Source organism: Candidatus Binatia bacterium, assembly GCA_029243485.1.
Taxonomy (GTDB): domain Bacteria; phylum Desulfobacterota; class Binatia; order UBA12015; family UBA12015; genus VGTG01.
The window spans coordinates 135,659-155,130 of the sequence record JAQWRY010000062.1 but is presented as its reverse complement, the minus strand read 5'-3'; the positions used below and the strand labels follow the sequence as shown (position 1 = coordinate 155,130).

Genomic DNA, 19,472 nt, shown 5'->3' with positions numbered 1-19,472 from the left:
CGATGCGGTATCGGGCGACCATTGCCTACGATGGTACCGACTTCTTCGGGTGGCAGACGCAGACCGGGAACGGCCGGACAGTGCAGGAGACCCTGCGGGACGTGCTCCGTACGATCGTTCGTGAACCCCTGCTGGTTCTGGGTGCTGGGCGTACGGATTCGGGAGTGCACGCCAACGGGCAGGTGATCGCGTTCGATACCGAGGTGCCGCTCAGGGATCTAGATCGTGTGGTCTGGTCGGCGAATTGCATCTTGCCGCCCGACATCGTCGTGCGCGACATGGAACTCGTCGCAGACGATTTTGATCCGCGCCGCGACGCAGTGTGCCGCGCGTACAAGTATCGGATCTGGAACGAGCGCCGGCCCTCTCCGACCGAGCGTCGCACGGCGTGGCATGTCCGGTTCCCGCTCGATCTCGACGCGATGACCGAGGCGGCCCAGGTGTTCGTCGGCCGGCATGACTTCGCGAGCTTTCAGGGCTCCGATCGCATCGAACGGCCGAGCGTGCGACGAGTCGGTCGGAGTGAACCCGTCCGTGATGGTCCGCTCATCACTTACTGGATCGAGGCGAACGCCTACGCAAGGCACATGGTTCGGAACATCGTCGGCCAGCTCGTCGATGTCGGGCGGGGGCGTTGTACCGTGGACGAATTGCGTGCGATCCTCGACGCGCGCGATCGAACCAAGGCGGCCGCTCCCGCGCCGCCGCAAGGCCTCTTCCTCGAATGGGTGCGGTACGAATGAAAGTCGATGTGACCTGCAAGAAGTGTGGCGAGAAGAAGCGGATGGAGATGGGATCGCCGCCGGCCGGGCAGGGGCTCGACGAGTACATGCGGCTTCTGCAGGAGCGGCTCATGCATCGTCCCAGCTTCGATTGCTTCGGGGGGCACTTCGAACTGAAGCCTCCGGTGCCGGAGTTCTGGGAGATTCATTGGGACACGGCGGGGGAGTGATGGAGCCCACGGCTGAGTCGGGCCGACGCTCCGCGCGTCGACTCTTCTGAGGCGGGGCTCTTGCCTGCGAACTCCGGCCTGCAGAAACGCGATCGGCACACGACGGTAGGTCGTGTTCTCGGCCCACTGGTGTTCGCCGTGATGCTCGGCGCGGATCCGTTTCAGGACGTCATGCCGACGATGGCGTGGCGGACGGCGGCGGTCGGGCTGTGGATGGCGATCTGGTGGGCGACCGAGGCCGTGCCGGTCGCGGTGACGGCCTTCCTCCCTTTGATCGTTTTCGAGCCGTTGGGCGTTGCGAGCTTTCGGGAAGCGGCTGCGCCGTTCGCCGACCCGATCGTCTACCTGTTCCTCGGAGGTTTCTTGCTGGCACTGGCGGTCGAGCGGTGGAATCTACACCGCCGGGTCGCCCTCGCGATCCTGGAACGGATTGGAACAGATGGTCGACGTCTCATCGGCGGTTTCATGCTGGCGTGTGCTCTCTTGAGCATGTGGATGACCAACACGTCTACGACGATGATGCTGCTGCCGATCGTCTTGTCGGTCATCGCCGTGGTTCGGGACGGTGCGAGCGGCGTCGGCGAGGAGGATCGCGAGAACTTCGCCGTCGCAATGCTGCTCGGGATCGCGTACGCGGCGAGCATCGGCGGGCTCGCGACGCTGATCGGGACACCGCCCAACGCGTTCCTCGTCGGCTATCTTGCGGACACGTACGGTTATGAGATCAGCTTCGCCCGCTGGATGATGATTGGAATCCCGGTGAGCGCGCTGATGCTGCCGTTCGCCTGGTGGCTCCTGACGAGCATTCTCTTTCCGGTACGGATCGGGGAGAACCGCGCCATCGAGGCACATCTGCACGCGCTTCGGGACGAGATGGGCGCCGTGACGACGCAGGAGAAGCGGGTCGGCCTCGTCTTCCTCTCGGTGATCGCGTGCTGGATCCTCCGCCGACCGCTTTCGAGCGGCTTGGGGTGGATGGGCCTCTCGGATGCGGGCATTGCGATGACGGGGGCCGTCGCGCTGTTCCTCTTGCCGAGTGGGGACCGAGCGCAGCCGCAGCTCCTGGTCTGGAAGGATGCCGCACGGCTGCCCTGGGGAGTTCTCATCCTGTTCGGCGGCGGCCTGAGCCTCGCGAAGACCGTCTCGAAAACGGGCCTCGCGCTGTGGCTCGGCGAGAGTCTCTCACCGCTCGGCGCGTGGGGTCCGCTCGTTTTGGTGATCGCGGCTGTCACGCTGATGGTCTTTCTGACGGAACTCACGAGCAACCTCGCGACCGCCGCGACGTTGCTCCCGGTCCTCGGCGCCATCGCAGTTCAATCGAGCGTTTCCCCGATCCTGCTCGCCGTCCCCGTCACGATCGCCGCGAGTTGCGCCTTCATGCTCCCCGTCGCAACCCCACCCAACGCCATCGTCTTCTCCACCGGCAACGTCCGAATCCCTCAGATGGTCCGCGCTGGCTTCTGGCTCAACCTAATCGGCATCGCCATCGTAACCGCAATCTGCCACATCATCGCGCCCGCTCTTCTAGGGGGGGACGTTGGTTAGTCAGGGCCTAATCGTAGGCGGGACGTTCTTTAATCTCGGACGAGTCTTTAGTCGTCAGAATTTCGACGATTAAACATTCGGCCGTGACTAATCAACGTCCCCATCTTTTTCGGCGGTGACGAGGTGGTCTAGGAGGGGGACGAGGCCGGGGATGGTGGTGAGGTCGAGCCAGGGTTGCTCAGGTTTGGGGAGGGGGTCGACCTTGGCGTAGGGGCGGGCGTCGTTTCGGGCGAGGCGCTTGCGGGTGCGTTCGTCGGTGAGGACGCCTTTGAAGTGGGTGAAGATCGCGGCGTGGTCGGTAGCGGCTGCGAGGTTCGTGAGTTCGGCGGGATCGTTGGCCAGGTCGTAGAGTTCCCACTCGTCGGGGTAGGGCGCGGTGCGCTGCTCGAGTTCTCCGGCGCGTGCCCCGGCTTGGTAGCGGTAGCTGTCGCACCGGCCGGGCTCGGACCAGAGATCGGGATCGTCGAAGTAGCGAACCAGTTTCCAGGTGCGGCCGTTCCCGTCGCCATCGACGAGGCGGACGACGACGCCTTCGATGGAACTCGGGCACCCTCGGACGGAGTCGTACGCACCGGCGACGACATGGCGCAGTGGTGGGAGGCTCTGAACGATCGCCGAGATCTGGAGGTCTCCCTCGAGAATCCGGTCCTCCGTCGCGAAGTAGACCGCGCTCGATTCGGCGGGGATCGCTTCGCCGCGGACGAACGGACTCAGATCCCGACCTACGAGCGGGTGGACTTCCGAGTGCGTGGAGCGAAGCTGCTCGGCGAGGCCGGCGGGGTCAAGGCCCGCGAGGCCGAGCAAGGTGGGCAGCAGATCGACGTGGGACGTGACGAAGTCGTCGACGCGCTTCCCCTTCGGGCCCAAGGCAGCGGGGTGGCTCACCGCGAGCGGCACGCGGACGGTCTCCTCGTACATGTTGAACCACTTCTGGTGCAGCCCGCCGTGCGCTCCGAGAAGCTCTCCGTGGTCCGACGTGAAGACGACGACGGTGTTGTCCAAGAACGGACCCTCGCGCAGCGCGGTGAGCACGCGATCGATCTCCAGGTCCACGAGTTGGTGAAGGTGATAGTAGAACTTCCGGTACGCGGACAGGTGGTTCTGATAGACCTTCCGCATCATCTGTTCGGGGCCGTACATCCGAAGGTACGCTTCGCGATACCGTTGCTGTGCTTGGGGTTTGGTGGACAGATCCTCACCGGCGCTGGGCGGTGCCTCGATGTGTGGGACAGTGGGCCCGGTGAGGGGGATGGGTGGGCGGATCGCGAAGCTCGGCCAGAGGCAGATGTCGTGCGGGTTGACGAAGCTCGCGACGAGAAGGAAGGGGCGCGGCTCGTCCGCGGTTTCCTTGCTGCGGGCACGAAGCCAGCTCGTCGCTTGATCCGCAAAGATCGTGTCGCGCCGGACGCCGGCGTCTCCGAGAGCGGCGCCGTGCGGTTCTGGTCCGATCCAGCCGTCGAACCCCAGGGGTCCGAGCGGATTTGCTTCTTCGTAAACGCGCTCGCCGTCGGGGATTCTCTCCCCCGCGCTATTGGATGTGCGGACGACACGCCCGGTGTCGTCGCGCAGGTCGGCATCCGAGACGTGCCACTTGCCCTTGTAGACGGTGTCGTAGCCGGCGGCACGGAAGTAGTCCCCGAGGGTTGGAACGTCGGCCGGCCGGAGCCAGCGGAGTCGCGCATCTCCGTGGTGTTTGGCGATTCCCGAGGTCTGGGTCACGGCATGAAGGCTCGGGTACTGGCCGGTAAGAAGTGTGGGGCGGCTGGGGCTGCACGCAGTCGCGCCCGTGTAGTGCTGCGCAAACTCGACGCCATTCTCCTGAAGCCACCTGCGGGCGGGCAGGTGTTCGGAACGAAACTGAGCGACGGCGTCGTCCTCGTAGGCTGGACCTCGCCGCTCCTGATCGGTGATCAACACCAGTACGTTCGGTCTCTCCGTCATCTGGTTCCCCTCCGTCCGCGCGCGCCTACCGCTAACGGCTTCTCGGAAGGACTGTCAAGCAAGGAGACAGGATCTCCGCCGCTCTGGGCTGGGCGCGCGATCGACGGACTCGAGGCACGCCGCTGTTGCGCGACGAAGCGGCCGCGCTGCTCCGGCTCGCGGTAGTCGTGTGGGGGCGCGATCGCGGGGTCCCCCACCCAAGAGAGACTTCCTACGGTCGGCGCGAGGCGACGAACGCGCCGCGCGGCAGATCTCGGGAAGCGCCGTGTCTTTTGGAGTCTCCTTCGGAGCCACGCTCTGCGGATCCCAGAACATCCATCCGGCGTGCCTGAGGATGTTCCCGGGCGGCGGTGCGAGGCTGACTACTGTCGCAAGGGCAACGCCGAGCGGGAGCAGTCCGATTCCGAATCCCACGCGGCGCAGGTTCCAACGGCGCGTCACGAGAACGAGCAGGTCGTCGACAAGCGCGGCGCCGCAAAGGAGGTCGGATTGGTCCGGTCCGACGGTGAGGAGGGGGACGCAACCGAGGTCCTGCTCGAGTCGGTCGGCCACCGAAGCGAAGTGCCCGGGAGGCCAGACTCTGGCCTCCCGCCGAGAGTCGATGTGGAACAGGAGCAGGGGGGCTTCGGGTCGAGGGGGCCGATCCGATCCTCGAGGAGCGCGCGTGGCTCCGTTCGGGCGTCGGGGGTTACGGCGAGCCCAGGAGTGCGATGTGGAGTCGGGACTCCAAGTCGTTCGAGGAGTCGGTTGTTCCAATCGACCGCGTGCGCTCTTCTGCTCTGTGCGGGTCGCGCGCATTCGGTCGGGGGAGCGCGAGGGTCATGGCGGCTCGTTCGTTCCGTGCGACGTCGAAGGCAAGATCGAAGCGCCTTCCGGCAACCTGCGCAAGAAGGACTCGAGGAAAATGAGATCGCCGAAATAGCGTCGACGAACTGAAGAGGATCCGCGGAGTTCGCTGCTGGCCGGCGACCATCTCGGCAGATCGAAGCCCAGGAGGCTCGTGGTCGAAACCGACGGGGTTGGATCGCTCGTTCGAGTGGTCAACCGCGTGACGATCGCCACGCGCAGAACCCGGCGAGAAGCGCCAGCAGGACGGCCGTGGTCTGTACGAGCGGCGCCATGGTCTCGTACGGGTGAGGCTGGGTCGGTTCGAATCCGAAGCCGTGGTCGGCTGCCGGCGGCGATGCGACTTCGATGGTGAGGCCGGCGCACCCGGCGGTGCCCGAGGTCTGATACGGTCCGCCGCCGAGCCGGCACGCGACTTCGAGCGTCGTCTCGTCGGCGCCGGTCTTCACCCAGAGCGTGACCGGTTGCCACCCGCTGGTCCCCGCGACGTCGCGTGATTGACGGTGCGTTCCGACGATCCACAGATGAACGCCGACGTCGGTCGTCACGCCGTCCGCGCGGAGCCACCCCGCGATTCGGTACCAGGTGTCAGGTGCGACCGGTACGTCGCGGACCCATCGCAGGTCGTTGGGAATTGCGGTCGACATCTCGAGCACGCCGAAGCCGATCTCGTTCCGTCGCCAGCCGAAGGTCACGGGGCCGGGATCGGTCCGGTACCCCTCGAGCCGCCACGTGGGAGGCTGGGCGTCCTCGGGTGCGTCCGGGGGCGGCACGGCGATGAGCTCGGTCGCGCAGAGTGCCGGGCTCGCTAGCGCGAGCGACGCGGCAGCGGCGAGAAGCACCATCGGCAGCTGTCCCGTTCGGCTGTTGCTGCCGTCGGGCTCCTCGTCTCGATTGAGCGCAGCCTCGCCGGAGGGCGAGAGCCGTCCGCGCGCCATCTGCCAGACCGCCGCGAGCCAGGCGAGGAGGAGGAGGCCGTTGGCAACGGCGCCGGTCTGCCAGATCCACGGCGGAATGGAGTCGGTCCACCGAAGCACGACTACTTGATTGACGGCAAAGACCGCTGAGAGTGCCCAGTAGAGCGCGCCGACGGGCCCGGTGACCGAGATCAAGCCGGCGAAGAGGAAGAATGGGTAGAGGTAGCGCTCGTGCATCCTGGAGAGGCACACGAACGACACGAGCATCGCGGATGCGAGCAGCGCGGTGAAGAGCAGCCGATCTCGACGGCGCAGGTAGGCCGCGAAGAAGAGTGCGCCGATGGCGAGGCCGATCGCGAGAGACCAGATGTTGGGCGTCAGGCCGAAGATCGGCTTGAGGTCCGTAGCGCGCATGCCGAACAGGAGGGCAGGGAGATTCATGGCGTTGACCGACGTCTCGGCATACGAGCCCATCGTCGAAATGTAGAGGTCCGGTAGGAAGGACCAGGGGCGCGGTCCGCGAAAGGGCTCGGCGACGATGTAGGTCGTGGCGAGGGCCGCGGCGAGACAGGTGAGCGGCCGGACGCCCTTCCACCATCGGTCCGGCCAGAGCGGCAGAAGCGGGATGACGAGGAGGGCCTGCGGCTTCGTCAGCGCGGCGAGCGTGGTGAAGACGGACGCCAACTCGAAGCGGCGCTCTCCCTGGAAGAGGAATGCGAGGAAGAGAAGCAAAGCGAGAATTGCATCAGTTTGCCCCCAGACAGCCGAGTTGAGCCACAGCGCCGGGTTCAAGCTGAACGCGAGAGCCGCGCCCCACGCAACGCGCCGGTCGGTGGGTCTGAGTCGCGCGAAGAGAAGCCAGGCGATCGCGGCGTCCGCGAGAATTGCCGGGAGCTTGAGAAGCACGACGTACGCTGCGGACGTCGGTGCGAGGCCGAGCGCGTTTCTCGCGGCGCCGATCCACCAGAGCACGTACATGTAGCCGGGCGGGTAGTCGGCGAAATTGTTCGGCGCGTAGAAGCGAGCCGGACCTTGCTCGGCGAGTTGCATCGCCCAGCCCCCGTAGATGGAGAGGTCTCCGGGGTGCTGGAACAGGGGGGCCTGCGCGATCTTCGCGGCGCCGATCGCGGCGAGAAGCCACGCGAGAGTTGCCGATTCGGCGCTCTCCGCCGAGCGGTGAAGGCGGCCATGGTGCCCGATCGCGACCAGGAGTGCGGTGAGGATTGCGAGACCCGAGAGCAACCCGGAGAACGTCCCGTCTCGAGCGGTCTCGCTCTCGCCCGCGAGGTGAGGCGGAGGGCCGTGGACCGGCTCGAGGCGAAACCGCGAGCACGCGACCTCGCCTGCGGCGGGCTGGCGATCGCCGCCGAGGCGGCACGAGACCCGAACGGAGTGTTCGTCGCCCGCGGTGTGGAACCATCGAACGACGGGAGTCCAGCCCGAGTCCTCGAGCGAGCCGGGGCTCTCGTCGGGCGCGATGGCGGTCATTTCGGTCGCGAGCCGGGCGCCGGCCTGCTTTGGCGAGACGCCTGCCATACGAACGAACGCGGAGAACCGGTACCAGCGATCGGGCTCGACGGGGGCTTCTTGGAACCACTCGGCCTCAACCGGTGTGGCGCTGTGGATCTCGAGCGCGCCGAGCCCCCGATTGCCGTCGATCCACCGAAACGCGCCGTCGTGCGGGGTGTCCGCGCTCGTCTCCCATCCCGCCGGCAGCTCGGGGTTCTGGGCCCGGGCTTCGGTCAGCGCACCGTTCTCGATGTTCTGGGGAACGGCGTCGGCGAGGGCGGCGAGGGGCACGCCCAGCTGGACCAGCAAAAAGAACGTGAACAACGATCGTGACTTGCCGCGTCTCCTGAGCAAAACCGGGTCCCCTCCAGCGGGGTGCCATCCGACGACATGCCGGATCGATGCTTTGAGTACCTCCCCATCGGGATCAGGTTCAACAGATGCGACTCGACCACTTCCGCCGGGTGTTCCGATCGGCAGCCCGACGCCTCAGTGGGTGATCTCGTTTGCCGAGGGTCGCGGGCTCGACGCCGTCCTGATGTCCGAACACAACACGGTGAGTCAGCTGTCGTGTTACGCGGCGACCCCGCGCGACCCCGACGACCACCGCGGTGGTGAAGGAGACGCGCGCTCTACTCCCCGCTGGCGGCACCGACGACCATGGTCTGGGCCGAGGAGTTGAGCGTTGCCGGGATCCTCGCGGGATTGCGCGAAGGACGCACGGTCGTGAAGATCGAGGGGCCGCACGGTCCCGTGATCGAGATGGACCTCACGGGCGGACGCACCCCGGACACCGTCTAGGTGGGAAGTGGGACCTCGTTTGATCAGCAGATCAAGTCTGGGGTCTCGGGTTACGGCCAGGTCGCGATGTAGGCCGGTCCGCTCGTCTCCAGCCAACGAACGGATCGGACCCCGCCGTCGTCGAGGTCCACGATCGACATCTGTGCATCGCTCTGGGCACTCATGTGGGGGACGAACACATGGCTCTCGTTCGAGTCGGGCACGCCGACGAGAGGGAAGGGCCCGCCGGGAAGGCCGAGAGGCGCCGACGGGATCACGATGTTTTCGCCGCGCGAGAGGACGATCAATGCCGCAGGTACACCGGTCGGCGCGAGGATCTGGTCCCGACCCGGCAGATAGGTGACGCCGTACGGTGCGCCGCCTTCCGCGAGGACGTTCTGCACAACGACCGGCGCGGCCGGGTTCGACGTGTCCAGGAGAGTAAAATCGGTGCTGAAGCTGTTGGCGACGATCGCGCGGGTCGAATCCTGGAGGAACGTGACGTCCGACGGATCGTTCCCGGTGGGTAGGAGGTCGCTCAGAGTTCCGGTCGGGTCGCTCAGCGAAAACAACTGAACACCGCCCTGGCTTCCGGCGAGGTTCACGATCGCAATCCGCCCGTCGGGATCGATCGCGATCTGCTCGGGCCGCCCGCCGACGGAGAACTCCTCGATCAAGCGGCCGGCGGCGATATCGATGACGGAGACCGAATCGCCGCTAGCACCACTCAAGCCGTAGTTCGCGGTGTAGGCGCGCGCTCCATCGGGCGTGATCGCGATGCCGAGCGGTGCGTGGCGCGTCGAAATTTCGGCGGTGACTTCGAGCGATTCGAGATCGACCAGCAACACGGCGCTGCCGTTCGGCACGTCGGGAGATCCGATCAGAATGTTCGTGATCCCGCTCTGGAAGAAGCCCGGGCCGACGGCAACGATGGCGGTCTCGCCGTCGGGAGTGATCTCGACTTCGACGGGACCGGGAGGCCATGCCGAGAGATCGACGGTTCCGAGGATCGCGTCCTCGACCGGAGCTGAACCCGCGAGGAGCGGCTCCTGTGCGAAGACGGTGAGCGACCGGTTCAGCCAGTCGGCGGTGACCAGGAGTGGGGGCCGGGTTTCGACCTCCTGGTCTGAGCACGCCCCCAGAACGAGGGTGACGAGAGCGACGAGGGAGATCCGAATCGGCATGGTGATAGACCAGGCGGTGCTCAGCGGAGAGCCTGCTTCAAGTCGGCGATCAGATCGTCGGGATCCTCGAGTCCGATCGACAGCCGGATCAGATTGTTCTTGATCCCCACCTTGAGCCGCTCTTCGGTACTAAGCTCGAAGAAGCTCATCAGTGCGGGTTGTTCAATCAACGATTCGACGCCTCCGAGGGACGGCGCGATCTGGAAGATCTCGGTCCCGTCGACCACGCGCGACGTGTCGCCGAGGTCTCCTTTGACTTCAAAGCTCACGACCGCGCCGAAGCCGTTCATCTGCCGTCGCGCGATCTCGTGGTCGGGATGCGTCTGGAGGCCGGAGTAGTGCACGGCTTCGACCCGAGGGTGCGCCGCCAGCATTTCGGCGACGGCGAGCGAGGTCGCGTTCTGCCGCTCGACGCGGACAGGGAGCGTCTTGAGACCGCGAATCAAGAGGTACGCGGCATGTGGGTCCATCACGCCGCCGAGCACGCCCTGGCAGTCGCGGACGGCGTCGACGATCGGTTCCTTCCCGAGGATGACGCCGCCGAGAATGTCGTTGTGTCCGGCGAGGTACTTCGTTGCCGAGTGCATCACGAGATCGATACCGTGATCGAGTGGCCTCGAATTGACCGGCGTCGCGAAGGTAGAGTCGATGATCGTGAGAAGCTTGTGCTTCCTGCCGACCTCCGCGATGTGGCCCAGGTCGACGACGCGGTTGTACGGGTTCGTCGGGGATTCGCTGATGAGCACGCGGGTGTTGGGTCGAACGGCGGCTTCGAGTGCTTTGACGCTGCCGGTCTCGACGATCGACGCTTCGACGCCGAACTTTCCGAGGAGGCCGTTGCAGAACTGACGCGTGCGTCGGTAGCAGTCGTCCGTGAGGATCACGTGCTGGCCCTGCTGGAGGACGGCGAACAGCGCGGTTGTAATCGCGGCCATTCCAGAGGCGAACGCGAGTCCGGCTTCGGCGCCCTCCAGGGCCGCGCACTTCGCTTCCGCGACCTGCGTGGTCGGGTTGCCGTAGCGGCCGTACTCCTGTCGGCGCAGCTCGTGCGAATGGTGGGCGGCGAGTTCGGCCGTGTCTTTGAAGACGAAGGTGGCCGTCTGGAAGATCGGGGTGGTGATCGCGTTCCCCGGGCGCGGGAGTGTTTCGCCCCCGTGGATGGCCTCGGTGGCGAGGCCCCGGCGGGGCTTCGGACTACCGTCGGTGCTCATCGTTCCGCCCCCGCCGACGGGTGGTCCTGCTGCTCACCGATCACGCGGCGCAGGGTCTCGCGGACGAGCTCGACGTCGTTCGGAAGCTCGATCGGTTCGTTGGAATGCGTGCCGGTCACGCCCGCGATGGCGTTCTGGTGATAGAGCGCCTTCTGATCCGCGAATTTGAGGCCGTGCGCGGTGGAGACGACCACTACACGCTCGTCCTTCTTGATCTCTCCGCGTTTCAAGAGCTTCAGCAGCACGGCGAGGGCGACACCGGTATGCGGGCAGTTGAACATGCCCGTCCGATCGGCGTGCGCTGACGCGTCGGCGAGTTCCTGTTCGGAGGCCTGTTCGACGATGCCGTCGAACTGCTCCAGGATGCGGACCGCCTTCTTGTAGCTCACGGGGTTGCCGATCTGGATGGCGCTCGCGAGCGTCGGCTTCGCGGTGACGGCCTGGAACTCTTTGAACCCGTTCTTGTACGCGAGGTACAGCGGGTTCGCGTGCTCTGCCTGAGCGACGACGATCCGCGGTTGGCGGTCGATCATGCCGAGCTTTTCCATCAGCAGGAACCCCTTGCCGAGGGCGCTTACGTTTCCGAGGTTCCCGCCGGGGATGATGATGGTGTCGGGCACCTGCCAGTCGAACTGCTGGACGATCTCCATCCCGACGGTCTTCTGCCCCTCGATGCGAAGCGAGTTCATCGAGTTCGCGAGGTAGATGTTCTCGCGCTGCGTGAGTTCCTGCACCGTCGCCATGCAGCCGTCGAAATCGGTGTCGAGAGAGAGGACGATGGCGCCGTTCGAGATCGGCTGCACCAGCTGAGCGAGCGAGACCTTGTTGCGCGGAAGAAGCACCACTGCCGGGATTTCGGCCGCGGCACAGTAGGCCGCGAGCGCAGCCGACGTGTCGCCGGTCGAGGCGCAGGCCACGGCGGGGATGTCCTGCCCCTGGTTCTGCATCTCCTTCACGACGCTCACGAGGACCGTCATCCCGAGATCCTTGAAGGACCCGGTGTGAGAGTTGCCGCACTGCTTCACCCAGAGGTCGGGGAGGCCGATCTCCCGTCCGAAGCGCTCGGCCCAAAAGAGGTTGGTCCCACCTTCGTACATGCTGACCGTGTGCTCGTCGGACAGCTGAGGGAGGACCATCTCCTTGCGGCACCAGACTCCGGAGCCGTAGGGCCACTTATTGGAGCGAATTCGGCCGTCGAAGAGGCTCTTCCAGGACTCGGGCCCCGTTCGGGCCAGCCGCGCCTCGTCGTGGACGACCTCGAGGAGCTCGCTGCACTTTCGGCAGCGATAAATGACCTCGAAAATCTCGTACTTCTCTTCGCATCCGGGGTCGATGCACTGGAACCAGCACCTGTGCTTCATGGCGCCGACTCTAGCATCGGCCGTCCGTCCTTCCGAGTGGCCCGGAAATGCGGCGTTTCTCCGCTCGTGGGGTGCCGCGGCAGGTTACCAGGCACTTGCGTGGTCCCCGGGCCCGGACCCGCTGCTAACATCTTTTGTTCCGCGGGGGGCCTGTGTGTAGTAAAGATGGCGGAGTGGAGGACGGCGCGCCGGATCGGCCGGCTGGCCAACAGGTTGGGTATGAGACGTCGGGATCATCAGGACTCAGGGATGAGGATTCTCGCGAGCGCGCTGCTGGCGCTCGTATTGGGGTGTGGAGGGGGGCTCGGGGTTGGTGGCACCGGCTCGAGTGGGTTCGATGAGCAGTTCGTCATCAGCTCGGTCCTCGATGAGGGCGAGTGCCGCGATGGCGACGGAACCGAGTATTGTCCGACCAACGTCGACGATCCGAGCGGCGACGGCGAGACCGTCGACGCCGACGTGCCCGATCAGGAGCCGGTCGATTGTACGGGCACTGTAGCCTCGGTGTTCGCGAACGAAGAAGGCAACGTGATGGTCGACGGCGCCGTCTCGGCGGGTGCGTGTGGCTTCGACGTGCCGGTCATGCCCGAAGGATTCGAAGACGGGGTCACGATCCGCATCGCAGTCAAGGTGACCGGCGGCGACGAGAACTGGCAGATCAGTGACGTGGTCTACAGCGGCACGGATCCGGAGTTCACGGCCGAAGTGGTCGTCGATCCGCCCGCCGACGTAACGCCCGACGGCGAGTTCGACGTCCAGGTGGCGCTTCTCACGTTCGACCTGGGCGCGGGCGAACCTCCGGCGGAGGTAGAAACCCTCGCCGAGAGTGGAGCGACAACGGTTTACGTGACGCCGGACGTCACGGTCGTGACCGATCCGGTGCCCACCCCGGGTGCCTCGCCGACCGCGACTCCCGCGCCGACACCGACACCGGCGCCGACCGATGAGCCCGAGGCGACGCCCACTCCGGCGGCGACCGACGAGCCGCCTCGCACGACGCCGACCCCGGCCCGAACGATCGTTCCCTCGACTCCGACCCCGGCCCGCACGGTCGGCCCTGTGACGCCGACTCCGGGCCGAACCCTGACTCCGGCGACGCCCGCCCGCACGATCGCCCCGCCGAGGGTGACCGACGCCCCGGCCACGCCGCGCCCGACCGATGCCCCGCGCCCGACGGAGGACCGCAAGCCGACGCGGACTCCCGACGTCCGACCCGCACCGCCGGTCATCGTCGACTCGACGCCGCGCCCGGTCCCCACCGTGCCGAGCGACGTCGAGCCGACGGCCAAGCCGACGGCCAAGCCGGAGCCGACCCTGTCTCCGCGGCCGGTCTTCACCGATCCGAAGTCCACACCGCGGGGGGACGACCAAACGCCCCCGCGGGTGTCGACCAACTGACTCGGCAATTCTACCCTCGCGGCTTGACGCGGACCGGAGTAGACTCAGGCCGTGCGGCGTTGGCGCGTGAAGCTCGGCCTGTGGCTCCTCGTCTGCCTGGGACTTGGTTTGTTCTGGCTCGATCGAACCGTCCAGACGGGATTCGGCGTCGAGCACTGGCGCGACCCGGTCCGCTTCTACGCCGCTCCCCAGACGATCTCGATCGGTGTGGCGATCGAGGAGGCCGGAATCCTGGGCGAGATCGCCGCGCTCGACTACCGCGAGGTGAAGGGCGAGCCGGTAGAGCCGGGAACGTTTCGGCGGACCGACGACGATCTCGAGATTCATCTTCGGCCCGCCCCCGTGTCGGATGCCTTCGGAGACCGGAGCCCCAGACGAGCGCGCCTCGTGCTGGAGGAGGGCCGCGTTCTCGACATCGTCGACGAGCGCGATGGGCGCGTCGCGGCGATCGAGCTCGAACCCCGACCGCTCGACGGCTTGTACGATGCGCACTGGACCGGTCGTCGACGGATGCGGTTGCAGGACGTACCGCCGGTCGTCGTTGCCGCGGTGCTGGCGGCGGAAGATGCGCGCTTCTCGCATCACTTCGGTCTCGACTTCAGTTCGCTCCTGCGCGCCGCTCGCGAGAACTGGCGCGCCGGCGAGGTGAAGCAGGGCGGCAGTACGATCACGCAGCAGCTCATCAAAAACCACTTCCTGAGCCAGGAACGCACGATCTGGCGCAAGATGCGCGAGATCCCGCTCGCTTTGGCGTTGGAGCGCCGGTACTCGAAGGACGAGATCCTCGAGGCGTACCTCGCGAGCGTCTACCTCGGCCACGATCGCCTGGTCGGCGTGCACGGTCTCGCCGAGGGCGCGTGGGTCTTCTTCGGCAAGTCGGTCTCGGATCTGACTGTGGGCGAGGGGGCCACGATGGCCGGGATCATTCGAGCGCCGAACATCTACTCGCCGCTGCGCCACCCCGAACGGGCGCTCGTTCGCCGCAATCAGGTGTTGTCGACGATGGAGGCGCTCCGGTGGATTACGCCGCAAGAGGCGGCCGCCGCTCGGGCGGAGAAGGGCGGCTTGCCCCAGACGCGTCGTGCGGCGAGCGAGGCGTACTTCGTTCAGCACGCCGTCGGTGAGCTCGAGGACGCCGGATTCGCGCCCGCGGAGCTGTCCGCCGGCAGTGACGTGTTCACCACTCTCGATGCGCGGTTGCAGGACATCGTCGCCGAAGAGGTCGAGCGCGCGAGTCGAGAGATTGGCGGAGCGCAGCTCGCGGTCGTCGCACTCGATCCCCTCACCGGATCGCTGCGCGCACTGGTCGGCGGTCGGGACTACCTAGAGAGCCAGTACGACCGGGCGTCGCGAATGCGTCGCCCGGTGGGGTCGATGTTCAAGCCGTTCGTTGCGCTCGCAGCCGTGGCGGACCCGGAGAGTGGTGTCACGCCGGCGACGCGCCTCCTGGACGCGCCGATCAAGGTGGGCTCTGGCCGGACCGAGTGGGTGCCGCGCAACCACGACGGCCGCTTCCGCGGCGAAGTAACGTTGCGCGAGACGCTCGCAGACTCGTTGAACGTTCCGACCGTGCGTCTCGCGCAGCAGGTCGGCATCGAGCGACTCGCGGCGTTCGGCGAGCGGGTTGGTGTTTCGTCGCGCCCGCTGCCTCGTCTTCCGTCGATCGCGCTGGGTGCGTTCGAGTCCTCATTGCTCGACGTCGCATCGGCCTACACCGTTTTCCCGGGCGGCGGAATTCGCGTCGAGCCGTTCGCGATTGATTCGGTCAAGGCGCCGTCCGGCGTCGTGTTGTACGATGTCGAACCCGTGGAGACTCCGATGGCGGAGGCCGCCCCGACGTACGTCGTGCACACGATGCTCGAGGGCGTCGTCGACGATGGGACGGCTGCGCGGCTGCGCGCCAGTGGGCTCCGGGGGGCGTTCGCGGGGAAGACCGGGACCTCGACCGATCAGCGGGACGCGTGGTTCGTGGGGTATACGCCGTCGCTCGTCCTCGGAGTGTGGGTGGGTTTCGACGATGATCGCTCCCTGCCCGGAGGTGGCTCCAAGTTGGCCGTTCCCCTTTGGGGCGCCATTGCGAGGCGGGCCTTTGCCGGCGCGCCTCCCGAGCCGTTTCGTCGGCCCGGGGAGGTCGAGGTCGTCGAGCTGGACGAGGCGACCGGCCTGCGGGCGTCTCCGGAATGTGGGCCCAGCGTGTCTGAGGTATTCGTGGCCGGTACGGCGCCCGCCGAAAGCTGTCGCAAGTGGACGGCGGGCAACGGCCAGCTAAGTTCTTAGGCCAGCATGTCGGAAACCCCAGACGAAGAGCGCCCGTCGCTGATCACGGTGGCAGGGCGCGGAGTGATCAGCCTCGCCGTGTTCGTAGGAGGTTGGCTCCGTTTCATCGGTTCGAGCCTTCGGGTTTCGATCCGGCATGGTCTGCCGCTGCGGATCGTCGTCCAGCAGGTCTACGAGATAGGCTATCGGTCCCTGCCTCTGACGGCCATCGCCGCCTTCGCGATCGGGCTCGTCATGGCGCTCCAGACGATGTTCCTCCTCAAGAAGTTCGGTGTCATGCAGTACGTCGCCGTCGGCGTCGGCCTGGCGATGACCCGTGAGCTCGGGCCGGTCATCACGGCATTGATGGTCGCGGGTCGTGCCGGATCTGGGATCAGCGCGGAACTCGGGTCTATGCGGGTCACACGGCAGATCGATGCGCTTCGTGTGTTGGCGGTCGATCCCCAGCGCTACCTCGTCGGGACGCGCATTGCGGCGTGCGTCATCGCACTCCCGCTTCTCACCGCGGTTTCCGACATCCTTGGGATTCTCGGCGGGGCTCTCGTCGCGACCACTCTCGGCGGCGTCACTCCCGAGGGCTACCTCGAGACGACCCTCTACTACGTGACCCTCTCCGACGTACTGACTGGCCTCGCCAAGACGGTGTTCTTCGCGCTCATCATCTCGGGGACCGCGGCCTACTACGGGTTCCACACCGAGGGTGGAACGAGTGGGGTGGGACGTTCGACGACGGCGACGGTGGTGGTCTCGTCGCTCATGATCTTCGTCTCCGATGTATTCATGACTCAGCTCCTGGTGACCGTTGGCTACTAACGGGCAGAGCGTGAAGCCGGAGCTCGCGATCGAGGTTCGTGGGCTTGCCAAGTCGTTCGACGACAACCACGTACTGCGTGGCCTCGACTTGGTGGTCGAGCGAGGAAGTACGATGGTCATCCTCGGGAGCAGTGGCTCGGGAAAGTCGGTTCTGGTCAGCATGCTGGTGGGGCTGCTCACGCCGGACCAGGGCGAGGTGCTCGTCGACGGTGTCGACGTAGCGCGTTTCTCGTCGGCCGAACAGTGGCATTCGATTTGGATGAAGACCGGCTTTCTGTTTCAGGGCGCGGCGCTCTTCGATTCGATGACCGTCGGCGAGAATATCGGCTTTCCGCTGAAACAGCACACGGACCTCGACGACGCGGCAATCGGCGAGCGGGTCTCCAAGGTGCTCTCGTGGATCGAGCTCGACGGCATCGAGGACAAGATGCCGAGTGAGCTCTCGGGCGGGATGCAAAAGAGGGTGGGGCTTGCTCGGACGATCGTTCTCGAGCCCCAGGTGGTGATCTACGACGAACCGACGACCGGCCTGGACCCGCTGACGTCTGACACGATCAGCGAACTGATCCTCCGCCTCCAGAAGGAGCGGGACGTCACGTCGATCGTCGTGACGCACGATGTGCGATGCGCGTTTCTGGTCGCGAATCGTGTCGCGATGCTCGATGAGGGGCGCGTGCTCGTCGAAGGCACGCTCGACGAGATCAAGGACAGCGCGGTGCCGAAAGTCCGGGCCTTCCTGTATGGGTGAACGGAACCAAAGCGATGGCAAAGGATAGCGAAAGAAAACGCGAGATGATCGTAGGCCTCTTCGTCCTCTTCGGAGTCGGGGCGGCCGTGTTCATGGTCGTGATGCTCGGCTCCGAGCAGAGGATCTTCGAGGACCGTTTCCAGCTTCGAGCGATCTTCGGCAACGTGAGCGGAATGCGCGTAGGCGCGCCGGTCTTCGTCGCCGGTCTATCTGTTGGCACGGTCGAGCAGCTTCGTTTCGTACAGCCCGGAGAAGCCCGGCGGCAGGATCCCGGTGGGCCCGGGGCACCGCCCGCCGAGGATCGCGTCTCCGAGATCGAAGTGGTGATCAAGATCGAAGAGCGCTTCCGACAACAGATCCGGCAAGACTCCATCGCGACGGTCGGTTCGGTCGGCCTCCTCGGTGACAAGTCGATCGAGGTCTCGGTGGGCAGCGCGTCGGAGCCCGTCGTCGAACCTGGGGCGGTACTCACGACGGTCGATCCCTTGTCGCTCACGGACGTCCTGGACGAAGTGCAGCCGATGGCGAAGAAACTCGAGCAGATCCTCGGCGACATCTCCATCCTGACCGGCCAGATGTCGAGCGATGACTCAACCCTCATGACGGGCCTAGACAGCCTCAGCAACATCCTTCAGAAGGTCGACCGGGGCGAGGGCACGATCGGAGCGCTCGTGAACTCGTCGACGACGGTGGATGAACTCGACGACCTTCTCGGCTCCGGGCGCGATGCGCTCTCGGAGATCCGCGATGCGACGCAGGATCTACCGCCCACGATGGCTTCGGTGAGACAGGTCGCCGCCGAGGTCGAGGAGCTTTCGGTCTCGCTCCGCGAGACCGCAGAGCGTTTCCCGGCGATCGCCGCGGACTTGCAGGTGATCGTCGAGAACCTGAGGCTGGCATCCCAGAGCTTGCCGACGCTGAGCGTGCAGGCGGAGCAGGGCGTTCGCAAGGCGAGCGACGTATTCGACGCCGCCGGAAAGAGCATCTTGCTGCGTGGCAACATTCCGACCGCGCCGGCGCGACTTCCGACGGGACTCAGCCGGAGCGATCCCGGCCTCGGAGAGTCCGATGGCCGCTAAACCCAGCAGGGGGTTCCGGCTCGCTGGCGTGTTGATGGTCGCGACGATTGTCGTCGCGTGCGGTAGTGCTCGGCGGACGGTGACGCCGGGGATCCGCGACCGAGCCCATTCCCTCGAAGAGGCGAGCTACGAGACCTCGCTCAGCGGCGACCTAGAGCGCGCGGCCATCCTCGAGCAGCGGGCCGTAGATGCGTATCGCAGCATCGACGACGTCGATGCGGTCGCCGGTGGACTGAACCGTCTCGGGAACCTGCACCAACGCGCCGGGGATCTCGCTGCCGCGCGCCGCGTGTACATCGAGGCCGGGGACATCGCGCGCCAGAGCGGCGCGATCGGTCAGGAGGCCGCGGCGGAGAACAATCTCGGCACTCTCGCCGAGACGGGCGGGGATCTGGGTGCCGCGCAGAGTCATTACGCGGCCGCCCTGGGCCTCGCGCGTCAGGCCGAGGATCCGTTGGTCGAAGCCGCGGCTCTGAACAACCTGGGTCTTCTCGCCCTGTCGGCCGGTGACCTGGCCCTGGCCTCGAATCGCTTCGAGGCGGCGCTGTCGATCGACCGATCCGAGGAGGATCGGGCGGGGGAAGCCACACGCTTGCGCAACCTGGGCGCGATGCACCGCCGCGCCGGGGACTCGGCCGCGGCGCTCGGATCGCTCGAGCAAGCCCACCAGATCGACCGGGAGCGCGAGGACGTGCCGGCGATCGCCCTCGACCTCGTCGGGCTCAGCGAGGTTCGGGCCGCGGGCGGGGCCGATCTCGCGCGGGCCGTCGGAGAGAGACGCCGGGCGCAGGACATCCATCGCTTCCTGCACGACGAGGCGGCAGTGCGCCACGACGGTGAGCGGATCGCCGAGTGGTGTCGTGGCCTCCCGACTCCGCCGGCGGACTGCAAAGCCGCCGAAAGATAGGCGG

At 66.4% G+C, this 19,472-nt stretch carries 15 protein-coding genes; 10 read left to right on the top strand and 5 right to left on the bottom strand.

From position 1 onward, the window contains the following. Positions 1 to 2 precede the first annotated feature (2 nt). Genes truA through P8R42_17745 form a run of 3 tightly spaced genes read left to right on the top strand, consistent with a single transcriptional unit; the run spans position 3 to position 2,497 of the window. Positions 3 to 743, top strand: coding sequence for a tRNA pseudouridine(38-40) synthase TruA (gene truA, locus P8R42_17755; GenBank protein MDG2306455.1), 741 nt, complete (start codon positions 3 to 5; stop codon positions 741 to 743). After that, positions 740 to 952: a hypothetical protein gene (locus P8R42_17750; protein MDG2306454.1), complete on the top strand. Its 213-nt coding sequence runs from the start codon at positions 740 to 742 to the stop codon at positions 950 to 952. The genes truA and P8R42_17750 overlap by 4 nt, the downstream gene beginning before the upstream one ends. 60 nt (positions 953 to 1,012) lie before the next feature. Beyond that, positions 1,013 to 2,497: an SLC13 family permease gene (locus P8R42_17745; GenBank protein MDG2306453.1), complete on the top strand. Its 1,485-nt coding sequence runs from the start codon at positions 1,013 to 1,015 to the stop codon at positions 2,495 to 2,497. An 87-nt stretch (positions 2,498 to 2,584) separates the two neighbouring features. On the opposite strand, the gene P8R42_17740 is transcribed toward P8R42_17745, so the two are convergent. Further along, a complete protein-coding gene (locus P8R42_17740; GenBank protein ID MDG2306452.1) occupies positions 2,585 to 4,438 on the bottom strand; it encodes a sulfatase-like hydrolase/transferase in 1,854 nt (617 codons plus the stop codon). A 1,040-nt stretch (positions 4,439 to 5,478) separates the two neighbouring features. After that, positions 5,479 to 8,034, bottom strand: a complete 2,556-nt coding sequence (locus tag P8R42_17735; protein ID MDG2306451.1) for a glycosyltransferase 87 family protein — start codon at positions 8,032 to 8,034, stop codon at positions 5,479 to 5,481. Positions 8,035 to 8,370: 336 nt separating this feature from the next. On the opposite strand from P8R42_17735, the gene P8R42_17730 reads away from it, so the two are divergent. After that, positions 8,371 to 8,511 (top strand): hypothetical protein, encoded by a 141-nt coding sequence (locus P8R42_17730; protein ID MDG2306450.1) that lies wholly within the window; start codon positions 8,371 to 8,373, stop codon positions 8,509 to 8,511. A gap of 50 nt (positions 8,512 to 8,561) precedes the next feature. Here P8R42_17730 and P8R42_17725 read toward each other — a convergent pair whose 3' ends face one another. Genes P8R42_17725 through thrC form a run of 3 tightly spaced genes read right to left on the bottom strand, consistent with a single transcriptional unit; the run spans position 8,562 to position 12,246 of the window. After that, entirely contained in the window at positions 8,562 to 9,674 is a 1,113-nt protein-coding gene (locus P8R42_17725; protein ID MDG2306449.1) for a YncE family protein, read from the bottom strand. 20 nt (positions 9,675 to 9,694) lie between these two features. Next, complete coding sequence (locus tag P8R42_17720; protein MDG2306448.1) at positions 9,695 to 10,885, bottom strand: aminotransferase class I/II-fold pyridoxal phosphate-dependent enzyme; 1,191 nt, start codon at positions 10,883 to 10,885, stop codon at positions 9,695 to 9,697. Continuing rightward, positions 10,882 to 12,246, bottom strand: coding sequence for a threonine synthase (gene thrC, locus P8R42_17715; protein ID MDG2306447.1), 1,365 nt, complete (start codon positions 12,244 to 12,246; stop codon positions 10,882 to 10,884). Before thrC ends, P8R42_17720 begins: the two co-directional genes overlap by 4 nt. Positions 12,247 to 12,495: 249 nt before the next feature. Here thrC and P8R42_17710 point away from each other — a divergent pair, with 249 nt between their 5' ends. The 6 genes from P8R42_17710 to P8R42_17685 are packed head-to-tail and all read left to right on the top strand — an operon-like array spanning position 12,496 to position 19,468. Continuing rightward, complete coding sequence (locus P8R42_17710; GenBank protein MDG2306446.1) at positions 12,496 to 13,644, top strand: hypothetical protein; 1,149 nt, start codon at positions 12,496 to 12,498, stop codon at positions 13,642 to 13,644. Between the two features lie 51 nt (positions 13,645 to 13,695). Further along, positions 13,696 to 15,921 carry a PBP1A family penicillin-binding protein gene (locus P8R42_17705; GenBank protein ID MDG2306445.1) on the top strand — a complete coding sequence of 742 codons (2,226 nt, stop codon included), beginning with the start codon at positions 13,696 to 13,698 and terminating at the stop codon, positions 15,919 to 15,921. A 6-nt stretch (positions 15,922 to 15,927) separates the two neighbouring features. After that, positions 15,928 to 16,734, top strand: a complete 807-nt coding sequence (locus tag P8R42_17700; GenBank protein ID MDG2306444.1) for an ABC transporter permease — start codon at positions 15,928 to 15,930, stop codon at positions 16,732 to 16,734. 10 nt (positions 16,735 to 16,744) lie between these two features. Further along, positions 16,745 to 17,482: an ABC transporter ATP-binding protein gene (locus P8R42_17695; protein MDG2306443.1), complete on the top strand. Its 738-nt coding sequence runs from the start codon at positions 16,745 to 16,747 to the stop codon at positions 17,480 to 17,482. Positions 17,483 to 17,496: 14 nt separating this feature from the next. Continuing rightward, complete coding sequence (locus P8R42_17690) at positions 17,497 to 18,561, top strand: MlaD family protein (GenBank protein ID MDG2306442.1); 1,065 nt, start codon at positions 17,497 to 17,499, stop codon at positions 18,559 to 18,561. After that, positions 18,551 to 19,468, top strand: a complete 918-nt coding sequence (locus P8R42_17685; protein MDG2306441.1) for a tetratricopeptide repeat protein — start codon at positions 18,551 to 18,553, stop codon at positions 19,466 to 19,468. Before P8R42_17690 ends, P8R42_17685 begins: the two co-directional genes overlap by 11 nt. Positions 19,469 to 19,472: the final 4 nt, after the last annotated feature.